This is a genomic window from Pseudomonas sp. PS01299, assembly GCF_029960145.1.
Classification (GTDB): Bacteria; Pseudomonadota; Gammaproteobacteria; order Pseudomonadales; family Pseudomonadaceae; genus Aquipseudomonas; species Aquipseudomonas putida_A.
In genome coordinates this window covers 22,998-45,791 of record NZ_JASCPO010000001.1, presented here as the reverse complement: position 1 = coordinate 45,791, position 22,794 = coordinate 22,998, and the positions used below count along the sequence as shown (strand labels likewise).

The window sequence follows — 22,794 nt, the reverse complement described above, 5'->3', positions numbered from 1 at the left end:
GAAAGCGAAACACAGGCTTACGGAAAGCACGAAAAATGTCTCCGGAGCGCAGCCCCTGCGCATGTCAACCTCTAGGAGCAAGACCAATGCACGTCAACAAAGCAACCCTCCAAACGATGGCCATCGCAGCGGCAATGGTGGCTGCCGGTACCGCGCTCGCAGGTACCGGCGGCGATACGTTCGATAGCGTGTGGATTACCTTGACCGAGTGGATGCAAGGTACCCTCGGCCGCATTCTGATCGGCCTGATGATCCTCACCGGCATCGGCGCTGGCGTTCTTCGCCAATCGCTTATGCCGTTCGTTACTGGCGTTGGCGGCGGTGTTGGCCTCTATGCTGCGCCGGATGTTATCGAGTCGGTAATGTCGGCAACTATCCCAGCAGCAGCTGTAGTCACCAGCGCTCTCCAAGCCCTGCCTGTAGGCTTCTGATCTAAGTCAGAACGCCTCTCTGAAAGGCCTCTTTTTCCGACGCTAAAACGTCCTGAAAAAGAGGCCTTTTCTTTTCCGGGCCAAATACTCTGGGTGAATCGACTCAGGAGGTAAGCCCATGTTCAAACCAACCCAAACCATTCTTGCTATGACGCTGCTTGCAGTGGCTGGCACCGCAGTAGCTGCGAGCCCTGCGGACAAGAACGCAGACAAGGTAGTGATGCTTCCTGCGTCTGCAATGCTGGCGATCGAGAAGAACGGCAAATTCGCCATCATTAGCGATACCGGCCGATTCATCATCCAGGGAACGGTTTATGACGTGTGGGCGAAGAAAGAGTTGAAAACCATCGAGGATGCTCGGATCGCCGCCAACTACATTCCAGTGGATAAGACCAACCTCGGTTTCAAGGATCTCGCCCCTCTCACTGTCGGCAACGGTGAGAAAGCGATCACCATGTTCTCCGACCCTGCTTGCGGGTTCTGCAAAGAGATCATTCAACAAGCCCGCACATCTCTGCCCGAAGGGTATCGACTCGACGTGCTGATGTTGCCGCTGCTCAGCCAAGAGAGCGCTGTGCGTACTAAAGAACTCCTCTGCGCGAAAGACAAGGTTGCTGCGTGGAAAGCCGGCGCGTCCGGCGACATGAAAACTCCTCTCGAACAGCTCCCGACCGCTCAGTGTGATCTGGATGTGATCTCGAAGCGCCGGATGACTGCTCAGTTTCTTGGCGCTCGAAATGTTCCTTTCCTCATTCGTGATGATGGCTTGACCCGAGAAGGCAAGCCTGAAGAAGGCTTGCGCGCCTGGATTGAATCGAATCGCACCCTCTAAGGAATTCAGAAATGCTCAAAGCGCTTATCCGCTCAACACCTCGGCTCTCGAAACTGATCAACGGCCTTGCCTACGAGCCGAATCTTTACTTGTTCCAGCTGGAAGGGAACCGCCTAGGATTCGCATTCCTGTGTTCCCCTCTCTCAGGCTCAAACGGGGATGAAGGCGACCGCCTGAAGGCTGGTTTAACGGTCGACTGGCCTGAGAAGACGACGATCCAGTTCAGCCTCATTTGCACTGAAAATATCAATGAGATGAAGACGGGATTCCTTCGTCTGCGCCGGGCCTTCCGTGAATCCGGCCGCACTGACCTTCCCGTAGAAACTCAAGCATTGTTGGAGAAGGTGACAAACGCGCGAGCCGATTATTTCAGCGACCGCACCATGCGCCCAGTTGATTCAATCTCGGGTGTACGAATTCGTGAGCAGAGTCTGGTCGTATCCGTAACTATTCCGATCGCCAATGCTTTGCCTACCCAGACAGAAGCGAACGCGGCGAAGGAGCTTTTCGACGGACTGCGAACCTCGCTGGACAGCTGCAACCTGGCAGCCGTGCCCCTCACCAACGATTCCTACCGAGAAATTTTCTCCTCCATCCTGAACCAGGGGCCAACAGCATCGTGGCGCGAAGATCCGGACATGAAAGCGGACACAGACAAGCCCTTGAATGAGCAGATCCTCGACTACAACCGCAGCCTCGACGTGAAGAAAGACCACCTTCAGATCGGAGAGGACTGCTTCGTAAAAACGCTCTCGGCCAAGCGCTTTCCTGATGTCATGTGGCAGGGCGATGCCTCTCAGTATCTCGCTGACATTTTGTCTCAGCGCGGCGGCATCCGGGGCAACTGCATTATCAATATGACCCTGTATTTCCCTCCCCAGCTGGAGACAAAGGACAAGCTGTCGAAACGCCGCCAATGGTCCATCAACCAGAGCTTCGGCCCGATGGTGCATTTCGTTCCCGTTTTACGGAAAACGAAGGAGGCCTATGACACGCTGTTTGAAGACCTAGACAAAGGGCTTCCCAACGTACAAGCGACAATGACCCTCGTGGTGTTCGGCCGGAACCGCGAAGACCTTATTCAGGCGGCATCGAATGCGAAGAGCCACTTTGCTACGCAGGGCTTCAGTCTCATGGAGGACAAGTTCTGTGTGCTGCCCGTGTTCGTGAACTCCTTGCCGATGTGCGCCGACCCGGATGCGATGAAGGAGCTGTTCCGGTTCAAAACACTGAGCCTCACCCAAGCACTGCCATTGCTGCCAATCTATGGCGACTGGAAGGGCACAGGAACTCATGTGGCCCCGTTCATTTCCCGAAACGGTCAGCCGGTCAGCTTCCACCTCTTTGACTCCGACACCAATTACAACGCAATGATTGCCGCTCAGTCGGGCTCCGGGAAGTCGTTTGCGACCAACTATCTCATCACGTCGTATCTGAGTATTGGGGCGAAGGTTTGGGTCATCGATGTGGGCCTCTCCTACCTCAAGCTGTCTGAAGCGTACAAGGGCGACTTTGCACGCTTTGACCAGGAGTCGAACCTCTGCCTCAACCCCTTCGAGCTAATTGAAGACTACAGCGAGGAGGAGGATGTCCTGGTTGGGTTGCTCTCTGCTATGGCTGCTCCGACCGTACCTCTGATCGACTTCCAAACCGCAGGGCTAAAAAGGCACCTTACACAATGCTGGGAAACGCTTGGCAAGACGATGATTGTCGACAGCATTGCTGACTCTCTCCTTGCCGACCCAGACCCGCGTATTCAAGATATTGGTCATCAGCTCTTCGCATTCACCTCGAAGGGACAGTACGGCCGCTTCTTCAACGGTAAGAACAATCTCAACTTCAAGAACCCCTTCACCGTACTCGAGCTTGAGGAACTGAAGGGGCGTCAACACCTTCAGCAAGTCGTACTCCTTCAGCTCATCTACCAGATCCAGCAGGACATGTACCTTGGTGAGCGTGACCGCCCGAAAATCGTGATCATTGACGAAGCCTGGTCGCTTCTCTCCCAGGGCAACGTTGGTGAGTTCATCGAGCACGGTTACCGGCGATTCCGGAAATATGGCGGTAGTGCCATCGTCATTACCCAGGGGGTCAACGACCTCTATCAGAATAAAGTCGGACAAGCCATCGCTGAAAACTCTGCGTTCACCCTACTGCTAGGACAGAAGGCCGAAGCTATTGATGCTATCCAGGAAAACAAGCGCCTGCCGCTGGGTGAGGGCGGGTATCGAATCCTGAAGACTGTTAAGTCGTACAAAGGGCATTACTCCGAGATATTCATGCTCACCCCCCGCGGTGCCGGCATCGTGCGACTCACGGTGGACCCATACTCGATCCTCCTCTACTCGACCGCACCCGAAGATGTGCAAGCGATCCGAAATTACACGCTCACCGGCGTTCCGCAGGATGAGGCAATTCTGCGCGTGCTCCGTGATCGAGGTGTCGAGTACAACCCTGATCCGGCGGAAGTCGCGTAATGGCCTTGTCGAACCCCTTCAGCATTCAGGCCAAGGTTCGAAGGGCAATGGCGAAGGTTGAGCGAGATCGAGCTCCAAAGCGACTCTCGGTGGCCTTTATCGGCAAAGGCCTACTCTTTTCGGCAGTGGTTGCCGGCAGCATTGTGCTGCTGGCATCCCGTTACTCGATCGCTATCGCTAGCCAGGACTCCCTATGCCTGCCCCCTTACAGGCTATGGATCATCGATAAAAAGCAGGATGACTTGGTGCGCGGTGAAATCTACGCCTTTCACTCCAAAGGTCTGAGTCCGATTTTTGCTGACGGCACAATCATCGTGAAGGTGCTTGAGGGGATGCCTGGCGATCACGCCAAAGTCACGCTTGATGAAACAACCATCAATGGAGTGTCCGTAGGCAAAGGGCTTCAGGTCGCCAGCCAGCACGGCATTGATCCCCAGCAATATGTTCGGGAAGGGAAAATAGGCGAGGGCCGTTACTGGTTCTTCGGCCGCACGCCAGACTCTTTCGACTCCCGCTACTGGGGCTCAGCTTCGACAGACCAAATCATCGGGAAGGCGTATCCAATATGGTGAAAAAGCAATTAGCCATGTGCATTGGGTTGGCTTTTGGCTGCACGATGGCCATCGCCGGCGATGACCTTGGCATTCGCAAGTACGACATCAAGGAATTCGATCCTGTGCTCCTGGAGCAGGTTCGGGAAATCAGCCGAAATGCGAATGCCGCGCGCGCAGAAAGCGGCCAAGATGACATGAGTTGGGTGAGTGAGATGGCTGAAAAGGCCATCATTCAAGCCGGTGATGAAAATGTTCAGCAGAGCGACTCAGGGCTAGCTAGCGCGGATGGCTCAGATCGCGAGAAAAAACATCCTCTGGGCGATGGAAATCGCACTCTGATTTTCGTGTCGTGGTCGATGGGCGCTACCGCCCTCAAAGACATACTGCTGTCTTTTGACGGACTGCCTGGTGTTGGCATCGTTTTTCGAGGCATACCTGATGGTATGTCGATGGGCGATGCTGTGACCAAAATGCACCTTCTCACGCAAGAGACGCAAAGCACTGTAAGCGTTCTGCTTGACCCTCTCGCATTCCAACGTCACAGCGTTTCAGCCGTCCCCACCGTGGCTCTCGAAGCACCGAATGATGCTCTGATCGCTAAAGCTGCTGGGTCGTCTTCTGTCAGCTATATCGAGGGAGCGGTTAAGGAGGGGAAGCGGGGGGATTTAGGCACTATTGGCTCCACACAGGAAATCATAGAGCCAGACCTCATGGAGGTTGCGAAACAGCGCATTGCAGAGCTGGACACCGACGCCATGAAAAAGCGAGCAATCGCCCGGTTTTGGGATAACCACAAAGGGCATCCATTGCCGCCGGTAACTGAGAGTGCCACCCGCCTCGTCGACCCATCGGTCATTGTCCCCGATGACATCCTCGATAGCCAAGGCAGGGTCGTTCAAAAGGCCGGAAGGATTAATCCACTCGACATGATGCCGTTTGACCAGAAACTGGTAGTAATCGATCCGACGCAGCCTTGGCAGGTTGCCCTGGCGAAGCGTGAATACGCAGACCACGGGGAAAATCTGACCGTCACGGTAATGGCTACTCAGATTCCCACTTCCTCTGGTTGGGATCTGTTCAACAGCGTACAGGACAGCCTGGATGCGCCCCTCTACCTATTGCCGCCTGACATGGCGGAGCGCTTCCAGATCCTTCGCGCACCTTCTGTCGTAACAGCCGACACAGAAAATTTCATCGTCCGCGAGGTTGCTCAATCAGCCTTCGAGGAGGCCAATCATGAGCATCAATAAGGTAATAGCCGCCGCACTTCTGATGATTGCAGGTATGTTTTCCCTGCCAGGGATAGCGGCTGATACGGCTTCGTCCGGTGAGGTGATGTGTGAGGACTCTGGCCTTTTTGGTCCGAAGTTGTTCACCGACATCTGCTGGGCGTGCCTTTTCCCAATCCGTGTATCTGGTGTGCAAATAACCCCCGGCACAGCACCCGCCAAGGCTACAAAAATGGTCTTCTGTATCTGCCAGGAAGGCTCGTCCTCGATCTACAAGCCAGGAATCATCACTGCTATGTGGGAGCCGGCCCGGATGGTTGAAACTGTCCGCAAGCCTGGTTGCTCGCCAACCCTAGGCGGTGTGACGCTCCCGCTTGGCAACAAGCGCAGCTATGGTCGGCTTCGGCAGGACAATAGTACCCAGACAGGACAGGCCGCCGGTTCGTTCTACCACGCTCACCTGTATGCCTTCCCGCTGCTTCAGATCCTCGATCTCTACACGCCTACCAAATGCAATCCGGACGGTTATCTCGACCTCGATATCATCTCGTTCACTGAGATCGACCCGACCTGGAACAACGGTACGTTGGCGTTCTTCCAGCACCCCGAGTCCGCGGCAGTGGCAAACCCAATCGCTATTGCGGCATGTGCTGCCGAATCCGCGTTGGTTACCGCACGAAAGGAACCTCTTGAGTCGCTTTGGTGGTGTACAGGTACATGGGGGAGTATCTATCCATTTGCCGGCGTAACCGTGGCGCAAGATGCAAACCGGACGACAGCATTGCTGGCTGCGCGAGTGATCGCTCAGCAACACCGCAGGGGCCTCGCTCGACGCACTATGGGTGATGAAAACGTGTGCAAGGCGGGTATCTACCCGACGATTCCGAAAAGCCAGTACAAAGTGACCCAGTTCTGGCCAAAGTCGCAGAACAGCAGAGCAATGTGGCTCGGAGAACCGCCGCAGACTTGGGAGGGTGGGCCTAGTCGGCATGTTCCAGGTACTGGGAACGATGCCATGTACATGTTCTGGCGATGGACAGATTGCTGCTCGAAGCTCTAATGGAGAATCCGCCCGTAAGGGCGGATTTGCGATGGTATGAATGACTTTCTAATGCTGTACCTACCCCCGGTTTTGATTCTGGGGGTTCTCGCGGGCATCGCCCACGTTCGTCTACTTGAATTCCCAGCCTACCGAGGGTGGTGGGGGGAGTACAAGGTGAACTTCATGCTCCGCGTATGCCTAAGTGGCGAATACAAGGTGTTCGCCAACGCGATCTATCGTGGCAAGACAAGGGGAGAGTCGACACAGGTTGACCACATCATCGTGTCGCGCTACGGGATCTTTGTCCTGGAAACGAAGTGTTTCAAGGGAAAGATCATCACCTACCCGGAAGCTCCCGAGAGCTGGTTGCAGATTGTCGGCCGAAGGAAATACCGCGTGCAAAACCCGCTTATGCAGAACTACGCACACGTGAAGGCAGTTCAGAAGGTCACCGGAGTCCACTCTCAGAAAATCCACAGCTACGCAGTGATGGCAGGGCAGGCCAGCTTCACCTATGGAATGCCTGAGCGGGTCTACAGCATTTGGGGCGTGATTCGTAAAATCCAGTCCTACAAAGCCCCGGTTTTTACTCGGGGCCATGTTGTGTCAATCTGCCGGGCGCTGAGCGAGCGCAGAATCAAGGGGGGGTATTGGGCTGCAAGACGGCATGTCGAGAAGCTGAAGCGCCGAGGCGAGGATGGATCTATAACGTGCCATGAAGATAGACCCCGAGAGGAACACCTATCGCCACCCCAACAAGAACGGCAGCAGTGACAGAGATGATCGCGACCGTATCCCAAAATACCGCCTCTGGCGGCGCTTCAAGTGATTCGTCGGTGGCCAGCTCTTCTACCCACAGTGGGATAGCTTCGCGTGGAGGAGGCTGATCCGTCGCTTTTCTGCGTCTTCTACTGGTTCTTGCCGGTGTTGACGTAAGATCATCAAGCATAATGACTCTCCTAAGCAAAACGCCCCGCAATGCGGGGCGTTTTCATAACTGGCGCGATCAAGCAACGGCTTCTTCAGGAAGCGAATCGAGAGGGTCGGCATTGCCATCAGGCTCAATGTGACCCGCCGCCTCGCGCTCCTCCTTGTCAGCGTTCACTTTGGCTTCAGCCTTCTCGATATCTTCCTGAAGCTCTGCGACCTTGCTCGCGTATGCCTTTGCACGCGCGCTCTGACCGAGGCCAACGAGCGAGCGGATCAGCCGGGCCATTTGGTTGCTCTTGTTTGCACGAAACTCCTCAGCTTCCGAGCTATCGATCTTCTCATGCAGCCAAGCTGTATCAACCTGGATAATCAGATGGTCAAATGCCTGAAGCAGGCTGCTCATCCTCTTGATTTCCGGGCTGGTGATTTCGAATTCGCGAGTCAGTGGTGAGCTGTACCCTGCAAGCTCTTTGATTCCCAGGCTCTTCAAAAGCGTGTCCATCCGCTCAGACTCGTCACGCACGGCTACTTCCATGCGCTCGATTTTCTTCGAGACCGCATCAACCACCGCTTTGTGATCAAAGGTCTTGAGGTTTTTGGCCAGCTTGCGGGACGTAACGTCGATGATAAAAAGAGCCGTCATGAGGCTATCGAAACGGTTGCCGGCGAAGAACTTCGCCTGCTCAGTGTTCAGTACCATCTTTCCTTTGAGGGATGGTTTGGAGTATTGGTATTTCTTCGGTTGTGGTTGAGTGGTCGCCATTAGCGGTTTCTCCGGATGTTGGTGGCCGGACTATTGCACCAGCTTGCGGAGTATCTGGATCGCGATTTCACGCACGATTAGCGTCGGAATTTGAAGTGATTTTTTCTGGTTGACGACAGACTGAAATGGCGGCGAGAATTACAGCACTCATCGGCCAAGGTCGATTAAGAATTCGCCTCCTGGAGGCCATTGACCCTAAGTGACAGCATGCTGCTGCCACTGGTACCCATGACGTGTATGCGTCTGGGAGCAAGCCAAGCTGAGCTTATCAGCTTAAAAACCAAGCCTGCGTTCGCGTAGCGCCGATCAAAAAAGGAAGCCATTGGCTTCCTTTTTTTGTGTCAAAAAAACCCTGACGGGGAACTCCCGTTAGGGCGTTCTCCGTTTTAAAAAAATGGAGAACTGAAAAATGGCATCTACAACCCTCAAAGTTAAAGTGCTGACCGCGTTTGGCTTCCTCGTTGCTACGTTGGGAGCTGTATACGCACCGCAGTTTGCAAAGCATGTTTTGCCTTTGACTCTCTGCGTGTTCCTCGCCGTGGTAATCCTGAATGCTGAGCAGATCCTGCGTGGTGTTCTGAGCTACCTACGCGGTTGTCTGAAGGCTTCGGCTCCTCAAGCGACCAAGACCTTACCCAACGCCCGTTGGTGTAGCAGCGTCGATTATGACAACTACTACATTCCCTCCTACCTGCGTCGCCAGGGAGAAGAGAAATGATCCGTATTGACTTCGATGTTCCAAGCTATCTCCGACTGCCGCAAGGCCTGTGCATTGTTTCAGAGCGCCTGGCTCATAAACTTCCCGGGCCAGAAAGCAATGAAACGCTGCACCAAGCGCTTGAACCGGTGGTGATCAACACACTGTACCGGCCGCAAGGCCGCAACCAGGTTGCATCGATCGAGAACCAAGAGCAGGGCGAGATCAAAGGGGAGTTCATCCCTCGCGAATCCCAGCCCGCGCATCAAGAAACAGCTCAAGAGATCCAAGTCGCCCAAGGCGATGAAGATCAAGATGAGCGCGCACCAGAACTCAATTTCCAAGGCGTTGCTGGCAGGTCTGTTACCGGCGAATACCGCGGTTCAGGTTTCGCCCATTATCGGTTTCTCAAGAAGAACGGAAAGTCGTTCTTCTTGCGTATCGGTGAACACCTGGTGTGGGGAATCGAGCTCAACGCTCAGCTACGTCAATCTGGAGCGCAACAAGGTGACAATATCTCCCTGACATTCCTCGGCAAAACCGCCGTGAGTGTGCTCAAAGAGGTCCTTGTCGACGGTAAGAAAGAACAGGAGTGGGTTGATACCTACCGCAACTCCTGGGAAATCAAAATCGTGAAATAGCCAGCAATGCGCCCTTCGGGGCGCATCTCAACCAAACGGAGGTACCCATGTCCAAAGACTCAGAAGGCAATTACGCCCCAGAGAAGCAAGATGTGCTGGTAGCCGCTGATGGCCGCTGGCATGACATTTACGCAAGCCTCGCATCTTCATTGGTGCCGGCACACAAGAAAGCAGGACGTGGGGTTCCATGTCCGGTGCATGGTGGGGAAGACGGTTTTAAGATTTTCCGCAAGACGGCTGGATCGTCGAGCGGTGGTATCTGCCGTACCTGCGGAGTCAAGGCTGATGGCATAGCCTTGCTGATGTGGGTCAACCGTTGGAGCTTTCATCATGCTTTACAGGAGGTTGGAGCATTGCTCCGGGTCAAAGACCCGTATGGACGCACCGCTGACGGATTTATCCCAAGCGTTGTAATCCGTAAGGAGCGAGCCCCAGCAAAACCAGAGGCTTCAGACGATTGGCTGCGTGAAGCTATGCGCAACCTGTGGAAGGGAACCGTTCCTCTCACAGACCCATCAGCGGAACCAGCAAGGCTCTATCTTCGCTCCCGAGGCATTCTTGCTTGGGATCGACCAGAGCTGAGCCGCTACGTTCGCTTTCACCCGGAATTGACCTACAAGGACAAAGCCGGCAAGCGTTCTAAGCATCCAGGGATAGTGTGTACGCTCATCGATCCTGAAGGCCAGGCTGTGACCATCAACCGTCACTACCTGACAATGAAAGGTGAGAAAGCCGATCTCGCTGAGCCAAAAAAAATGTTCCCAATCCCCAGCTACCGCAAGCTTCCCGGCTGCGCGGTTCCAACATCGCATCCAGGAGAAGTCTTGGATGTATGTGAAGGATTGGAAACAGCCCTGTCAGTGGAAACAGCTATGGGTATACCAGTATGGCCCTTGGTGAATTCCTACCTGTTGGAGAGCTTCGTACCACCAGCCTGCACTAAAGCAGTCCGAATCTGGGCTGATAAGGACCGCAAAGAAGGTGGCCAAAAAGCGGCATTCGCCTTAAAAAAACGTCTGTGGGAAATGGGGATCAAGGCGCAAATAATGCTGCCGGACATGCCCATCCCTGACGGCTCCAAAGGTGTCGATTGGAATGACGTTCTTCGTGAACGTGGTTCTCTCGGCTTCCTCGGCCACGAGGTCTATCGCGCACAGCGATAGGCCTCTGGCCTTCTCAACTTCCCCCTCTTTTTCCGACCGTAAAAGCGCCTGAAAACGCGCCCCCTCCTGTTGGCCAACGCTCACAATTCGAGCATCCTCATCTTGGCCAGACGGACTCATGACGCCCCTAAATTTTCCCATCTTGTTGCTTGCTGCCGCTATAAGCAGCACATCCCTTGCGGGAGAGACCAAGCCCACCGAGTCGAAAACGCCACAGGTTGGTGGTTCTTCGTTCTACCAGGACAAAGAGCGCGGTTGGTTCTGGTACGAAGATCCGCCTCCTGAACAGGAACCCGAAAAACTCGAGCCCGCGCCGGTTCCAGCGGCCCCACCTCAAGCCGAAAGGGAAGCCTCCGAACCAGCCGCGCCCGAGCTGCCCCCGACCGGCAGCGTGGCGTGGATTCGGGAGATGCTTCCGAAACTGCGTGACGCAGCAATGGATAACCCTACCAAAGAGAACGTGAGTGCATATTTTTGGGCCAACCGAATCATGATGGACAAGGCCGAGCGATTCTCACGCCGCTCAGCTGACGTAATCCGAAATGATCCACTGCTCGATGAGGACATGCGTTATCCGGCTTCCAACGCCGCCTCAGATGCTTTGGCAACTGCGGCCGGCAAGCAGAAAGAAACCCTGTTGAAGCTCATCGCTGGCAGCTCTGCGCTGATGTTCTTCTACAACGGTAACGACTGCATTCTGTGCGAACAGGCCCAGGCAGCGGTCTCTGCTCTCGAGTTCAGGTACGGGTTTACTGTCATGCCCGTCTCGATGGATGGGGCCCCCCTTCCTGGCGGCAAATACCCAAACACACAGTACGACACTGGGCTCGCAGAGCAGCTGGGCATCATCACCTCGCCTGCGCTGGCCCTAGTCATCCCTCCGAATGACGTGAAGATCGTCAGCTTCAGCACCGTCTCAATGGAGACGGCAACCACTCGGATTTTAATGGCAGCGAATGAAGCAGGGCTGATTTCCGATCAGGAATACAACGCTACATCCCGCCTTAACACCATGGGTTTGATCGACGCCACGAAACTGGCTGACGCACCGCCCGACGCAACAAAAAACCCTAACGAATTCGTGAATCGGATGCGCGATGAAGCTCGTCGCGCCTTTCAAAAAGACAACGGAGGTGCCCAGTGAAAATCAAACCGATCGCCCTTGCTGTAGCGCTGATGGTGCCCTTCGGGGCTCACGCGAACATTCAACAGCAGGTCAATGAAATGTTCAGCGGCATGATCAACGTCACCAGTCCAGGGGCATATAAAACAGCCACACGCGGCGTTATTACCGGCGGGTCCGTTGTCCTTCGGAATCGGATATCCACCGCCAACCTCATCAGCATTACCCCGCCAAGCGCAAAGGGTGGATGCGGGGGGATCAACCTTTACAGCGGCTCGTTCTCCTTTATCAACGGCGAAGAGTTTGTAGCGCTCATGAGGAATGTGGCGTCGAACGCGGCTGGCATTGTTTCGGGCTTTGCCTTTGAGTTGGCCCTCGATGCGATGGACGCTCAGACAGGTGGTGTGATCCGCAACCTGGCCAACAAGATCCAGGCGCTCAATCAAATGTTTTCCAACAGCTGCCAGCTGGCGAGTGGGTTGGTTACGAATGCCAAAAAGGCATACGAAGAAAGCACCGACTTCAAATCCGCGATGACGGCCTTCGGGTCGAACGTCTCATCTGACTTCTTTACCGCGAAATCCACCAAAGAAGACTCACCAGCCAACCGGATTGCTGCCTCTGGTAAGGCCGTTCAATGTGAGAACACAGGGAATGTTCTGTGGTGCGCCATGATGAAGTCTGGCCTCCAGTCGCAGATCCTATTCGGCAGCGACGAAAACGCGGAATTCATCATGTCGATGGTCGGCAGCTACAACGTGTCGCTCACCAACGACGCCAGCGGGGGGAAAAACTTCGCTGCGCATCCCATGCCGAAGCTGATCACCGGCGAAGGTCTGAAGATTCTGGTTGAGGGCTCAACCAATCTCGATGTCAAGGTCTACCAGTGCGACCAGGATGACCCTGACTGCTCAGAACCGAACATCCGCACTCTCACCAGCTTCAAGGGCCTCGAAACCCGAATCCTTGAGGATCTTCAAAACAATGGAATCCTTGAGCGTTTTGCCAACGGCACTGCAACCGCTGCTGACGGAAACCGGATTGCATACCTCGCATCAAGCCGCGTAGGGGTGAATCTGATGAAGATCACCCAGAAGGCAGGGGCGCAATCCGGTTATGACTACCTGAATCAGTTCGCCAAGAAAATTGCTGCTGATGCATCGATGAGCCTGATCTACCAGCTGCTTGGGCACACAGAGAAGGGCCTGACCAGCCTAAACATGGCGGACGCAGGGAAGGTGATCGAGGATCTGCGGGCTACAAAGGGTGAGCTCATGGACGAATACCGCTCGTACATCGAGGACGCAATGCAGGGCAAAGATGCCGATGGCCAAGCAGAAAAAATGCTCCAGATGGCCCCTGTGTTTGATAGCGGAACTCTGCCACAGGGAACCATCAACGATAACGCAGGCGCGTAACGGAGATATCTATGGACTTCACTATCTACACCACAGGCAGCGCCGAGTTCCTTGAGATCATGCTCAATGCCTGCGCAATGATCACAGGCAGCGGTGACGCAGAAGATCTTGCCCGTATTGGCGCGCTGATAGGTCTTTTTCTGTTGGCTTTCCAAGCAGTTTTTAATAACCAGGCCATTACCTTCGGAAAGGCGGGCCTTGTGCTCGTCCTTTACATGATGTTCTACGGGCCTACAGCCACCACTGTTATCGAGGATACGGTGTCGTCGCAGGTGCGGGTGGTGGACAACGTGCCTCTTGGCCCTGCCTTTGTCGGCTCAGTCATCTCAACGGTGGCCTACGGCATTACAAAAACCGCGGAGCAGGCATTTTCTACTCCAAGCATGACCGACTACGGGCTGTTCTCGAGTCTGAGCACATTGTCGAAAGTGCGCGACGCTCTTCGGAACCCGATGGCACTGGACGGCTTCCAAAACTACCGAAAAGCGGACGGGTGGGATCTGCCCCGATCGGTGAACGAGTACATGACATTCTGTTCACTGAACCCCGTGGCGCTGAGAACGGATAAGACCTTGACCGACCTGTACCGATCGCCTGGCTGGGCGGAGGTGCTGTCAAACCAGAACTCATCGATGTTCATCTACGTCTATGACGGTACCGCCGGCACCATGAAAAGCTGTGCAGAGGCGCGGTCGTTTCTCAACGCCCATTTGCAGAACGTCTATACAGACGTGCTAGAGGACATTCTCCAGAAAGGGTTCAGCGAAGAGGCCAAGACCAACCGCATGACCAGCGGTATCCAGGTTCAAGCCGCTACTGACCAAGCTATTCAGAGCCTCGCACTGAGTAGCAAGTCGGCTCAGGACTACGTTTTGACTTCGCTAATTGCGCCGATTTTCAACGATTCCCGTGTCGATGCCATGAACCATTGGCAAGAGCAAAGAGCCGCAATGGCTCTTCGCGAATCGCTCAACCAGCAAGAAATTCAATGGGCGGGGAAGGGCGACAGCTTCAAACACTACATGAGACCGATGATCGCCTTCTTCGAGGGCATGCTCTATGCGATGACGCCGTTCATGGCCTTTGCTTTGCTCCTGGGTGGGCCTGGCCTTTCTATCCTCGGCAAGTATCTCGTGTTGCCGCTGGCGGTGGGTTTGTGGATGCCGCTGTTGAGTATCGTGAATGCTTTTACCCTCTGGTATGCAGGCTCCCAGATGGAAGCCGTATTCAACGGCTACGACCCCACAGGTTCTGGTTTCGCAATGCTCCAACTCATGGACATAGACAAAGCCATCGGCAAGGCACTGGGTATTGGCGGTCTGCTTGCGGCGTCCGTGCCTCCATTGGCACTGTTCATCGTTTCCGGCTCTGCCATGGTTGCCAACAGCGTCATGAGCCAAATGACGGCAGGCGACAAATTCAAGTCCGAAGACGTGAATCCTCGGGCCCAGGATAGCGCACCTGTTCTCAGTCAAAATGCCTCGTTTACTTCCGACCAGGTAAGCTCCGGGGTGAGCAGAACGGGATCGCCGCAGCTTGCTGAGACGATAACCGGCGACCAAGCTGCGAGTGCAGTCCTTCAGAGCGCCCAAACCGCCTCGCAAACGGCCACGAGCCAGTACCAGAGCAACCTCTCAGCGGCAGGCCAGCAACTAGCCTCGACGAGTACGGGGCGCGAAGCGATGACGCAAATGGGCGAAAGCATCAAAGCTAGCGATGCTCTCAAGCAAAGCTCTTCCTATAACCAGGCAGTTGAGAATCTTCGAAGCAGTGGTTTCTCTGAGTCGTCGATAAACATGGCAACCGCAGCCTCAGCGCTTGGTGGGCAAGCCGGCCTGAAAGGCATCATGGCCAACCTCAAAACCAGTGATGGCAAGTCGCTTTCCGAAATGAGCGGCACAGAGCGTCGAACTGCCGAAAAATCTCTCTCGCAGTTAAGTTCTTCCGTGGAGAGCGCTAACACCCGTGACCTGACATTTGCCACCGGTGATGCCTTCCGTGACTCGTCGATGGCCCAAAGTAGTGTTAGCAACACTGATCAGATAAATCAAAGCCGCACTGAAGCTCTACAGGCACAGAATACGTACAGCCAAGCGGCTTCTCAGCAAGACACCATCAGGGCAAGTCAAGGCCTCAATCTTCGCGATGCAGCGATCAAGTCGCTATCGAGAGGCGGGGTATCTCGAGCAGAGTCTGGCTTAGAACTTCAGCGCATGGCTGGTGCAACTGATGAAGGGAAAAAGCTCTTCGCTGAAGCATTTAATAGCCAAAGCATCAAAGATATGTCGTCGAATACGGACGAGCAGAGGGCGATGGCGGCAATCCGGGCGATTAACCAGCAAGGCAGGCTCGGCGAATTGGTCATGAGCCAATTCAATCCATTCGACTTCAACGTAGCTCAGGGTAATGCGGGAGAGTTTGCAAACATAGCAGACAAAGCCGGCGCAGCAACGGCCGGGAACTCAGGTTTGCAAGGCGAGTTCAATTCAAGATGGCAGGGTAACAGTGACGCATATGCAGGTGCTCAGGACATGAACATTTCTGCTAAGGAAGCGGCTGAAGACCAAGGTGCTGAGCTTGTCGGAAACCGTCATGCGGAGAACAGCCTAGCCCCACAACTCGCGCATGCTCGCAACAGTGAGGATGTTAGAGGGGCGGCAGATTCAGAGGCCGCGCAGCAACTATCGACCTTCGGTAAGAACTACGATGATAAGGGCTTGATGATCAAGGCCGCATCGGCGGTTCAGAGCATCCAGTCGGGCGGCAAAACGCTTACGAACTTCCTGGCTGGCAACGAGAACACACAATTCAGCAATGACGTTTCTGAAGGGCAGCAACTGGGGCTGACAGATAGCCAAGCCGCACTTCGAGCAGCTAGCCGGGCAGGCATGCCAACGGACTCTGATATTTATCAGTGGTCCTCCTACCACACCTACTCGGAAGCCATGATCGCGTCTGGCGGGGATGAAGACTATGCGAAGGGCGTCCATGCTTCATTGACGTACCAGGCAGCAGGAAGTGATGGAACATCTGCTGACCGGCCGGTTGTGGAAACTGTCGCTGCGGGCAATCGTCACAATCCCCTGCCCAAAAACTTTAGACCTGCGGCAATTGAAAATGCTGAACAACCCAAACAGGCCAGCGGACCGAGGAGACCGTCAATCGAATGAGTAAAAAAGGGGCTTTATAGCCCCTTTTTAGTTGAAGCCGACAAAGACAAATCGGTAGATCGCCATGACAGCGAAAAAGAGGGCGATTCCACCAATGATAGTCAGCTCCAAAGAAATCGCTCGAAGCCCAAGAATGGCATCACGACGCAAGCGAGCAAGCCCGCTTTTCCGAGGCATCCCATTCCACTCCTCGCTCAAACAGAAGGGGCAGATGCTTTTGAGAGGCTTCTCACCCCCGACCTGCACACCATCGACATAAATCGATCGCTCCATAACCACACGTGGAACCATCATTTTCTTGCAGCATTGGCACTCAGCCTTGTCGTTTCGCATCTCGTTCACCCCTCGAAAGTTCTTACCCTAAGAATCTCACAGCGCGCTGTAAACCCAAGCGAATCTACGTAATGGCAGGAACTGGCTAGGGCAGGCCTCTCCCTGGATGGGTAGACACCTCACCTTCGCGACTGCGGGCGAGCCTGGCGCACAACGAAACCTTTCTCTCTATCGACTGCCCAATTCATCCCTTGAAGAGTTCGGCCAGCCAACCCTTCACCGCGATGGCAATTCGCTCCCGCAACAGGAACATCAAAACAGACAGGCCAAGGCTCACGCCCAACGCCTCGGCACCCAAGCGGGCGAACACGACGATGTTGATCAGAAGCAACACCATGATGCCAAAAAACTCAGCATTCGCTTTTGCTCCAGTGAGAACCTGCTGCTCAGTCAGCATCCACTTGGGCGACAGGCAAAACGGACAAACCGAAGACTCCGGGTCCCGGCCACCAACGGGGACGCCGCTGGTGTAGAAGGGGGCGCTAGTGACCACCTTCGGGACCATCATTTTCTTGCAGCACTGGCACTCAACTTTGTCGTTTCGCATCTCGTTCACCAATGAACTCTTCCGCCACTAAACCGCATGTGCGGTTGTCGTCGGAATTTCGCGGGTCGTTGACTTGGGCTTGACCGCTTGCGCGGACAGCGGCTTGAGTCTCGCCGTCACGCCCGTCCCAGGCGTGTCTTGCAGTATCCAGGCGTCGAGCAGTACGACCCTGGCGCTGTTCTGATCCCTCGGCAGCACGCAGCCACAGGCACAGCGGTGCATGCGCTCACTGAGCAGTTTGGGCACGATGGCCCAGCAGGCTGAACAGCGCTGCGAGGGTTTTAATCGGCGCGTATCGGACAGATGCAAAACGGAACCAGCTTCGTGCGCTTTGTAGGTGAGCATCTGATGCGCCATGCTGAAGCCGGCCGAGAGAATTTCCCGGTTCAGTCCAGCCTTTTGCCGCACGCGACGGCCCGGTTTCTCAACCGTGCCCTTAGCGCTGCGGCTCATGTTCTGGGGTTGCAGTTCTTCCGTGGCGATCAGGGCGCAGCGCTGCACCAGGGAAGTCGTTTGTTTATGCAGGAAGTCGCGCCGTCCATCTGCAATGCGCTGGTGCAGACGGATGATTTCCTGGCTTAGCAGCCGATAGCGGTGCGAACCCCGCTTCCTTCTGGCGCGTTGTCGTTGCAGGTTGGCCAACTGGGGCAGCGCCTCGCGCAGCCAGCGGGGGTTTTCGATCTGGCTGCCATCATCAAAGTTGGCCCAGTGACTGACGCCCAGGTCGATACCAATTGCATCGTCGCCTGTTCGCTCACGCCGACAGGCGGACTCGGGCACCCGTAGGGTGATCGAGGCATACCACTGATCTTGGCCGGTGGCGTGATTGCGGCGGCGGCTGAGGGTCAGGTCATTCGGCGTGAAATCGGCGAAACGGTGGCGGCCCCGCAGACGAATCATCATCGCGCCCTTGCCGCTGCCCAGCCGCAACGTGCCGCCGCGCTGGCCGAGCTGCTGGAGCTTCCAGCCGGCTGGATCGGGGTAGGAGAAGCCCGAGTAGCGGGCGCTGGATTTGAAGCGGGGAAATCCCGGTGACTGGCCAGCTTTGACCCGGCGAAAGAACGCCTGAAAGGCTCGATCCAGTCGGCGCAGGGTCTCTTGCAGGGCATGACTACCCAGCTCGACCAGCTCCGGCCGAAACTGTTTTATGACGGGTAACGTGTTCTGTTGGTCGTAGTAGCTGATACTGATACCAGCTTTGCGGTACGCCTCGATGCGCTCCTGAAGCGCAGCGTTGTACAGTTCGGCGTGCAGGCGCACCCAGCCGTCCAGCCGTTCTTGCTGGCTGACATTGGGGTAAAGCCTAAAGGTCACTTTTCGCCTTTGCATGCTTCCGACCCTACAGCATCTCACCCATAACCCAAGTCGTCCGCTTGGCATGCCGCCTGGCTACGGGCCTGGCAGAGGATGTTCAGTGGTTGCACCAGATGCATCGGCCGGGCTTGAGCGCGTAACGAGCATTGATCTCCTTGCACTTGCTGCATGGGGTGAGAGTGATGTCTCCGGTCTTCATTGCGTTGCTGAGCTGGTAGCCATTGGAAGGGGAGATCATATCGCTGGCCTCGACGCCAACCGCTTTACACAGCTCCACATACTCACGATGAGCCGCAACCACCGCGCGAGCATTCGTCCGCCGAAGAGGATTGTCGGCGAGCAGCCTGTACACAGTGAGGTAGAGCAGGCTGTGAAGAGGGCTTTCAGCCAGTGTCTTATTCGGTGCCTGTATGCGCCCGCTTTGGGACTGGACAAGGGGGGTATCCCGTAGCAAGGAGCGCTTCATCCGAACTACCTCGTCTGCATTCAATCCTGTCCATTGCGCGACCAGCTTCGGCTGTAGCTTCTGCTGAAGCAACTCGGTCGCAACCACATCGAGGGGCATCGTAGACGGATAGTCTTTAACCCGGCCTATGCCACTTACGCCAGGCTTCAGGAAGTACCGAAGGTCGCCAAGCAATACGGTGGTCACGTCTCTCAGTTGATCATCTGGCGATGATAAGTTCATCCTCAGCTTCCTGAGGTTGCACCTGGTGCCAATCGAGAACCCGCCGCGGCTCACCAGCATCATGCGAGAGTCGAAAGATCCTGCCTCGAACACCCGATACCCAACATCGTCGAGGCCTACAGCCAGAATAGGGCTTGTTTCGTTGACGCGGGAGAAATGACAAAACTCCATGAACATGACCATCTTGTTGCCAATCTCCCTGAACTCCTCATCGTCCAGGTAGCCCCTGCCGACTTTCAGGGTGTTGTAGTGAACACGGTAGAGAGAAACGGGAAGGGCATCTACAGCGTTCAACTGACGCTGGTTCGCGCTCAAAGACGAAAGCCAAACCATATCGCTTTGAGTCAAGCGCTGCTCGGCGAGAATGACATTGAAATCCCGCAAGCCAGATGTCAGCCAGCGCAGGCCCATTTGTATCATCGATGCGTTGATCTTAACTCGCATGTCCCTGCCCTTACTTTAAACGCTGTAGTGAACGCCAAATGCTGAGCACATTACTCGCATACTCGCGTGCGTCAAGTTCACGCTTTGGGTTTCGTGTATGGTACCCACCAATAGCAAGTTGCATATCGACAGGATATTGAGCAATCGACTCGCAAAGTATCTGAGCACCAACGCGGATGTTCACCTCGGGGTCAAGAAGAAACTCCGGGCGCGCTACTCTATTGCCGTTCCAACGATAGTTTATTTGCATAATCCCTATGTCGGTGAGGATGTCTTCGGCAATATATTTGCCGAGTACAGCCTTGGCATCCATGTAGGTATTAGGGTACAGAGCGCCACTAGGTTCATTGCGAAGCGCAAACGGGTGTGGTGCAATCATCCCTTTTCCGGCAGATGTTTTAGATTCCTTTAGAGCTAGTGAATATAGAAGCAGAGGGTCCGGCTTGCATGCGGAGGCCATTGACGCTCGCTCCCACATCGTTCCTTTTAATGAAAAGCCATTAGCTTTAGCGCTCACTGAAGTACCTATGGCAATGCATGCAGATACTGCAATAAAAGAACTGATACGGATATTAAACATTTGCCCCCCTTATCCAGCTGGCAACTGGACGAGAGGCTGGCTCATTACTGACCTGTTCCTTTTTGTCATCAGCAACAATATTATCTTGCTGAGTATCTGCTTGCTTGCTTTTAGCATCTTCGGTCGCACTAATCATGCTTAGATATAGCGCTGCCATTGCAACAAGTCTTTTACCCCGATAATCGGGGTCAATAGTTTCAAGATGCGCGTGCAATTCTTGTGTCGCTGGCGTGACTCGACATTGTAGTCTCATCGTTTTATCCACATTCCCTCCTTAGCGCGTCCTTGCGCACCCGTTAAATTAAGAGCGTGCGATATGCCAGAAACCTTCGGCATTGCTTTTTACGCTGTTCACGGGCTTGACTACCAATGCATCGGGAAATTCTTTTCTGGCAAATGGCTCATACAATGAGGCTCCCCCGCCGCCGAGGATCACACAGTCGATAGCACGGCCCTTCAGGAATCGAAGTCCTTGCTTAATCTCAGTGAAAACGGATGGGATAACACGTTCGGCAGCACGCTCTAGATATTCTGCAAGTTCAACCTTGCGGCCATAAATCAGGATGTATGACTTACCCGACTGGAGCGCATGTTCAATCTTTTCTACGCCAGGAATACCGCCATGATCCTTCGCAATCTCTTCATTGCACGCTTCAAGTACAACAGACATAGCCTTGAGGCTGCTGCTGCTGGAGTTGACTACCAGCTCGCGATGGTCAAATACGACCCAATCAACACTGAAAAATCCCGGATCGATAATGATCGAAACTGACTCCTCAATAACTTCCGATGCATCTGAGTTGCAGTAGATCTCTGTCAGAGTCCCGATCGGCTGAGCAACAACCTCTACTCGCTTAACGGTAACCTCTCGCTTTGGCGTAATGCGATGCGTCCCAGTCATACGCTTTACTAGGGCTTCCACATAGGCCTTATCGCGAGCCTGCGAGACAGGAAGGCCAGTTACTAAGCAGTCAATCACGTCTTTATCACCCGCAGCATGCAGCAGAGCTCCCTTAAACAGGGCCTCATAGGCGTGCGAAGACGTGTAATCCTCGTGCAGTTCTCGTCCATCCTGAACACGGCCGGGCGCGGCAAATGCCACCCAGGGCGCTCCATCAACCTCCACGATTACTTCTCCAGCGCGTAACCCAGAATCCCCAGGCAGAACGCTCAAGGGAGCGGCCTGCGAGGGGCGAATAATCGACTCCGGATGCCCATCCCCACTGCCAAAAACGCCAATCACGTTGCTGTAACCAATATCCAGACCTAAGGCGTTACCCATTCGAATGCCGCTCCCAGCAAAAAATGACAAAAGAAGTGCGTCAGATGACGACGCGAATGACCCCGCAGCACATGAAACCCCACATCCAAAGAATCCCAAGCGCTATATCTGCATCACCCGGTCACCAGATGACGACGCACCGTAATAATCAGCCTTCCTGAAAGCTTTGGGCTTCGTTTTCAGGACGTTTTAGCGTCTGAAAACGATCCACGCCTTCTCTGTCGACCCGCAAAATGCTCCCATCCACAAAGGAGCAACATATGAACTCACCCTCTGAAGCCCCCAAGCACCCAGCAGTAGCGGAGCTTGATCGCGTCTATTCCAGCCTTGTCGGCCGAGCGGAGGAGCTGCGCGACTCTTTCTTCCAGACAGCCCTTTCACTGCACGCAGGTAAGCCAGGGCACATACCGATCGTGATCCGTATCCGGCAATCCAGCCCGAATGCCGTCACCATCGAATGGGCGAAAGTCATTTTGCCGAGGCTCAAGGAAGGCGAAGCCAAGAAACCGCGGGTCATCCGGACAATCAATAAGGGTCAGGGAAGCAAGTACCCGGTCTCGTCGTTCTCATTCGTCAAGGAGCCCTTGAAGAACATCGTTCGGGCCTACGAAATCCAGCTCGCCGAGATCCGGGAAACGTGCTCGGTCATTCAGCGAGTCCGCCGTCAGCTTGTCCCTGCGGTGAAGAAAGCTGGCGTGGTTGACGGCTCGATTTCTGCGTTCATCACTCATGATTACCCCGCAACGTCCGACTAAGCGAGTCGCCTGGGAACTGTGCCGAAAAATGGTGGAGCCCAACAAAATCAAGGGCTCCGACCTACAACACCTCTTCACGACACCCCTTCACGACACCCTTCGACGATGACGACACCTCTTCACAGTACCGTTTGCTGCAAACTGACCCGGCTGAATAGCCGCGACGCCTTAGCGGGCGGGCGTTTCAGTCCAGCAACACCCCTTCACAACACCCCTTCACGACACCCCTTTGGCGATGACGACACCCCTTCACGGCAACCATCTGACGTGGATATCGCTACACGCCCCGTTGCGCGGGCCTTTCAGAGCGGCGCGCATGAAACTAGCCCCAATGCGATTTTCTCTCTATGTGAGGTGAACCGTCAGACTCCCATAAGCAAG

22 protein-coding genes are annotated in these 22,794 nt (G+C 54.9%); 14 read left to right on the top strand and 8 right to left on the bottom strand.

The genetic code is table 11. The features are described 5' to 3' along the window. The first annotated feature begins 86 nt into the window (after positions 1–86). From traA to QMX91_RS00240, 7 genes are all read left to right on the top strand, one after another. Positions 87–431, top strand: coding sequence for a TraA family conjugative transfer protein (traA, locus tag QMX91_RS00270; RefSeq protein ID WP_011077993.1), 345 nt, complete (start codon positions 87–89; stop codon positions 429–431). Positions 432–549: 118 nt separating this feature from the next. After that, positions 550–1,263, top strand: a complete 714-nt coding sequence (locus tag QMX91_RS00265) for a DsbC family protein (RefSeq protein WP_011077994.1) — start codon at positions 550–552, stop codon at positions 1,261–1,263. Between the two features lie 11 nt (positions 1,264–1,274). Next, complete coding sequence (gene traC, locus QMX91_RS00260; RefSeq protein ID WP_011077995.1) at positions 1,275–3,740, top strand: type IV secretion system protein TraC; 2,466 nt, start codon at positions 1,275–1,277, stop codon at positions 3,738–3,740. Next, positions 3,740–4,312: a S26 family signal peptidase gene (locus QMX91_RS00255; RefSeq protein WP_011077996.1), complete on the top strand. Its 573-nt coding sequence runs from the start codon at positions 3,740–3,742 to the stop codon at positions 4,310–4,312. Before traC ends, QMX91_RS00255 begins: the two co-directional genes overlap by 1 nt. Then, positions 4,306–5,544 (top strand): TrbC family F-type conjugative pilus assembly protein, encoded by a 1,239-nt coding sequence (locus QMX91_RS00250; RefSeq protein ID WP_011077997.1) that lies wholly within the window; start codon positions 4,306–4,308, stop codon positions 5,542–5,544. Before QMX91_RS00255 ends, QMX91_RS00250 begins: the two co-directional genes overlap by 7 nt. Beyond that, positions 5,531–6,583: a TraU family protein gene (locus QMX91_RS00245; RefSeq protein WP_011077998.1), complete on the top strand. Its 1,053-nt coding sequence runs from the start codon at positions 5,531–5,533 to the stop codon at positions 6,581–6,583. The genes QMX91_RS00250 and QMX91_RS00245 overlap by 14 nt, the downstream gene beginning before the upstream one ends. 36 nt (positions 6,584–6,619) lie before the next feature. Continuing rightward, entirely contained in the window at positions 6,620–7,339 is a 720-nt protein-coding gene (locus QMX91_RS00240; RefSeq protein ID WP_126588711.1) for a nuclease-related domain-containing protein, read from the top strand. Between the two features lie 232 nt (positions 7,340–7,571). On the opposite strand, the gene QMX91_RS00235 is transcribed toward QMX91_RS00240, so the two are convergent. Next, positions 7,572–8,258, bottom strand: coding sequence for a DUF1845 domain-containing protein (locus QMX91_RS00235; protein ID WP_011078000.1), 687 nt, complete (start codon positions 8,256–8,258; stop codon positions 7,572–7,574). Positions 8,259–8,667: 409 nt separating this feature from the next. Here QMX91_RS00235 and QMX91_RS00230 point away from each other — a divergent pair, with 409 nt between their 5' ends. From QMX91_RS00230 to QMX91_RS00205, 6 genes are all read left to right on the top strand, one after another. After that, positions 8,668–8,976, top strand: coding sequence for a hypothetical protein (locus tag QMX91_RS00230; RefSeq protein WP_011078001.1), 309 nt, complete (start codon positions 8,668–8,670; stop codon positions 8,974–8,976). After that, positions 8,973–9,596 (top strand): hypothetical protein, encoded by a 624-nt coding sequence (locus QMX91_RS00225; RefSeq protein WP_011078002.1) that lies wholly within the window; start codon positions 8,973–8,975, stop codon positions 9,594–9,596. Before QMX91_RS00230 ends, QMX91_RS00225 begins: the two co-directional genes overlap by 4 nt. A gap of 47 nt (positions 9,597–9,643) precedes the next feature. Further along, positions 9,644–10,759 carry a toprim domain-containing protein gene (locus QMX91_RS00220; protein ID WP_011078003.1) on the top strand — a complete coding sequence of 372 codons (1,116 nt, stop codon included), beginning with the start codon at positions 9,644–9,646 and terminating at the stop codon, positions 10,757–10,759. Positions 10,760–10,877: 118 nt separating this feature from the next. Continuing rightward, complete coding sequence (locus tag QMX91_RS00215) at positions 10,878–11,903, top strand: thioredoxin family protein (RefSeq protein ID WP_011078004.1); 1,026 nt, start codon at positions 10,878–10,880, stop codon at positions 11,901–11,903. After that, positions 11,900–13,300 carry a conjugal transfer protein TraH gene (locus QMX91_RS00210; RefSeq protein ID WP_011078005.1) on the top strand — a complete coding sequence of 467 codons (1,401 nt, stop codon included), beginning with the start codon at positions 11,900–11,902 and terminating at the stop codon, positions 13,298–13,300. Before QMX91_RS00215 ends, QMX91_RS00210 begins: the two co-directional genes overlap by 4 nt. Positions 13,301–13,311: 11 nt before the next feature. Then, positions 13,312–16,470: a conjugal transfer protein TraG N-terminal domain-containing protein gene (locus QMX91_RS00205; protein ID WP_047297001.1), complete on the top strand. Its 3,159-nt coding sequence runs from the start codon at positions 13,312–13,314 to the stop codon at positions 16,468–16,470. 27 nt (positions 16,471–16,497) lie between these two features. Here the strand turns inward: QMX91_RS00205 and QMX91_RS00200 are convergent, their stop codons facing one another. The 7 genes from QMX91_RS00200 to QMX91_RS00170 all read right to left on the bottom strand — a co-directional run bounded on the left by QMX91_RS00200 (position 16,498) and on the right by QMX91_RS00170 (position 21,658). Further along, positions 16,498–16,803 carry a hypothetical protein gene (locus QMX91_RS00200; RefSeq protein ID WP_043859881.1) on the bottom strand — a complete coding sequence of 102 codons (306 nt, stop codon included), beginning with the start codon at positions 16,801–16,803 and terminating at the stop codon, positions 16,498–16,500. A gap of 184 nt (positions 16,804–16,987) precedes the next feature. Continuing rightward, the gene (locus QMX91_RS00195; RefSeq protein WP_282412119.1) at positions 16,988–17,359 is read right to left on the bottom strand and encodes a hypothetical protein; all 372 of its coding nucleotides are present in this window, start codon (positions 17,357–17,359) and stop codon (positions 16,988–16,990) included. Positions 17,360–17,377: 18 nt separating this feature from the next. After that, a complete protein-coding gene (locus tag QMX91_RS00190) occupies positions 17,378–18,679 on the bottom strand; it encodes an RNA-guided endonuclease TnpB family protein (protein WP_028621615.1) in 1,302 nt (433 codons plus the stop codon). 82 nt (positions 18,680–18,761) lie between these two features. Next, a complete protein-coding gene (locus QMX91_RS00185) occupies positions 18,762–19,796 on the bottom strand; it encodes a hypothetical protein (RefSeq protein WP_013100922.1) in 1,035 nt (344 codons plus the stop codon). 10 nt (positions 19,797–19,806) lie between these two features. Next, entirely contained in the window at positions 19,807–20,376 is a 570-nt protein-coding gene (locus QMX91_RS00180; RefSeq protein WP_013100924.1) for a transglycosylase SLT domain-containing protein, read from the bottom strand. Beyond that, positions 20,369–20,641, bottom strand: a complete 273-nt coding sequence (locus QMX91_RS00175; protein WP_080922816.1) for a hypothetical protein — start codon at positions 20,639–20,641, stop codon at positions 20,369–20,371. Before QMX91_RS00175 ends, QMX91_RS00180 begins: the two co-directional genes overlap by 8 nt. Before the next feature lie 36 nt (positions 20,642–20,677). Then, positions 20,678–21,658 (bottom strand): ParM/StbA family protein, encoded by a 981-nt coding sequence (locus QMX91_RS00170; RefSeq protein WP_028621613.1) that lies wholly within the window; start codon positions 21,656–21,658, stop codon positions 20,678–20,680. Positions 21,659–21,918: 260 nt separating this feature from the next. Here QMX91_RS00170 and mobI point away from each other — a divergent pair, with 260 nt between their 5' ends. Next, complete coding sequence (gene mobI, locus QMX91_RS00165; protein ID WP_013100926.1) at positions 21,919–22,413, top strand: conjugative transfer protein MobI(A/C); 495 nt, start codon at positions 21,919–21,921, stop codon at positions 22,411–22,413. The last annotated feature ends 381 nt before the right edge of the window (positions 22,414–22,794 follow it).

What these genes read in the sequence shown, in the direction of transcription:
- QMX91_RS00235 (WP_011078000.1), bottom strand. Translation starts at nt 8,258, where the DNA reads ATGGCGACCACTCAACCACAACCGAAGAAATACCAATACTCCAAACCA.
- QMX91_RS00220 (WP_011078003.1), top strand. Translation starts at nt 9,644, where the DNA reads ATGTCCAAAGACTCAGAAGGCAATTACGCCCCAGAGAAGCAAGATGTG.
- QMX91_RS00230 (WP_011078001.1), top strand. Translation starts at nt 8,668, where the DNA reads ATGGCATCTACAACCCTCAAAGTTAAAGTGCTGACCGCGTTTGGCTTC.
- QMX91_RS00250 (WP_011077997.1), top strand. Translation starts at nt 4,306, where the DNA reads ATGGTGAAAAAGCAATTAGCCATGTGCATTGGGTTGGCTTTTGGCTGC.
- QMX91_RS00225 (WP_011078002.1), top strand. Translation starts at nt 8,973, where the DNA reads ATGATCCGTATTGACTTCGATGTTCCAAGCTATCTCCGACTGCCGCAA.
- QMX91_RS00265 (WP_011077994.1), top strand. Translation starts at nt 550, where the DNA reads ATGTTCAAACCAACCCAAACCATTCTTGCTATGACGCTGCTTGCAGTG.
- QMX91_RS00240 (WP_126588711.1), top strand. Translation starts at nt 6,620, where the DNA reads ATGAATGACTTTCTAATGCTGTACCTACCCCCGGTTTTGATTCTGGGG.
- traA (WP_011077993.1), top strand. Translation starts at nt 87, where the DNA reads ATGCACGTCAACAAAGCAACCCTCCAAACGATGGCCATCGCAGCGGCA.
- QMX91_RS00255 (WP_011077996.1), top strand. Translation starts at nt 3,740, where the DNA reads ATGGCCTTGTCGAACCCCTTCAGCATTCAGGCCAAGGTTCGAAGGGCA.
- QMX91_RS00170 (WP_028621613.1), bottom strand. Translation starts at nt 21,658, where the DNA reads ATGGGTAACGCCTTAGGTCTGGATATTGGTTACAGCAACGTGATTGGC.
- QMX91_RS00190 (WP_028621615.1), bottom strand. Translation starts at nt 18,679, where the DNA reads ATGCAAAGGCGAAAAGTGACCTTTAGGCTTTACCCCAATGTCAGCCAG.
- traC (WP_011077995.1), top strand. Translation starts at nt 1,275, where the DNA reads ATGCTCAAAGCGCTTATCCGCTCAACACCTCGGCTCTCGAAACTGATC.
- QMX91_RS00205 (WP_047297001.1), top strand. Translation starts at nt 13,312, where the DNA reads ATGGACTTCACTATCTACACCACAGGCAGCGCCGAGTTCCTTGAGATC.
- QMX91_RS00185 (WP_013100922.1), bottom strand. Translation starts at nt 19,796, where the DNA reads ATGCGAGTTAAGATCAACGCATCGATGATACAAATGGGCCTGCGCTGG.
- QMX91_RS00180 (WP_013100924.1), bottom strand. Translation starts at nt 20,376, where the DNA reads ATGTTTAATATCCGTATCAGTTCTTTTATTGCAGTATCTGCATGCATT.
- QMX91_RS00245 (WP_011077998.1), top strand. Translation starts at nt 5,531, where the DNA reads ATGAGCATCAATAAGGTAATAGCCGCCGCACTTCTGATGATTGCAGGT.
- QMX91_RS00200 (WP_043859881.1), bottom strand. Translation starts at nt 16,803, where the DNA reads ATGCGAAACGACAAGGCTGAGTGCCAATGCTGCAAGAAAATGATGGTT.
- mobI (WP_013100926.1), top strand. Translation starts at nt 21,919, where the DNA reads ATGAACTCACCCTCTGAAGCCCCCAAGCACCCAGCAGTAGCGGAGCTT.
- QMX91_RS00215 (WP_011078004.1), top strand. Translation starts at nt 10,878, where the DNA reads ATGACGCCCCTAAATTTTCCCATCTTGTTGCTTGCTGCCGCTATAAGC.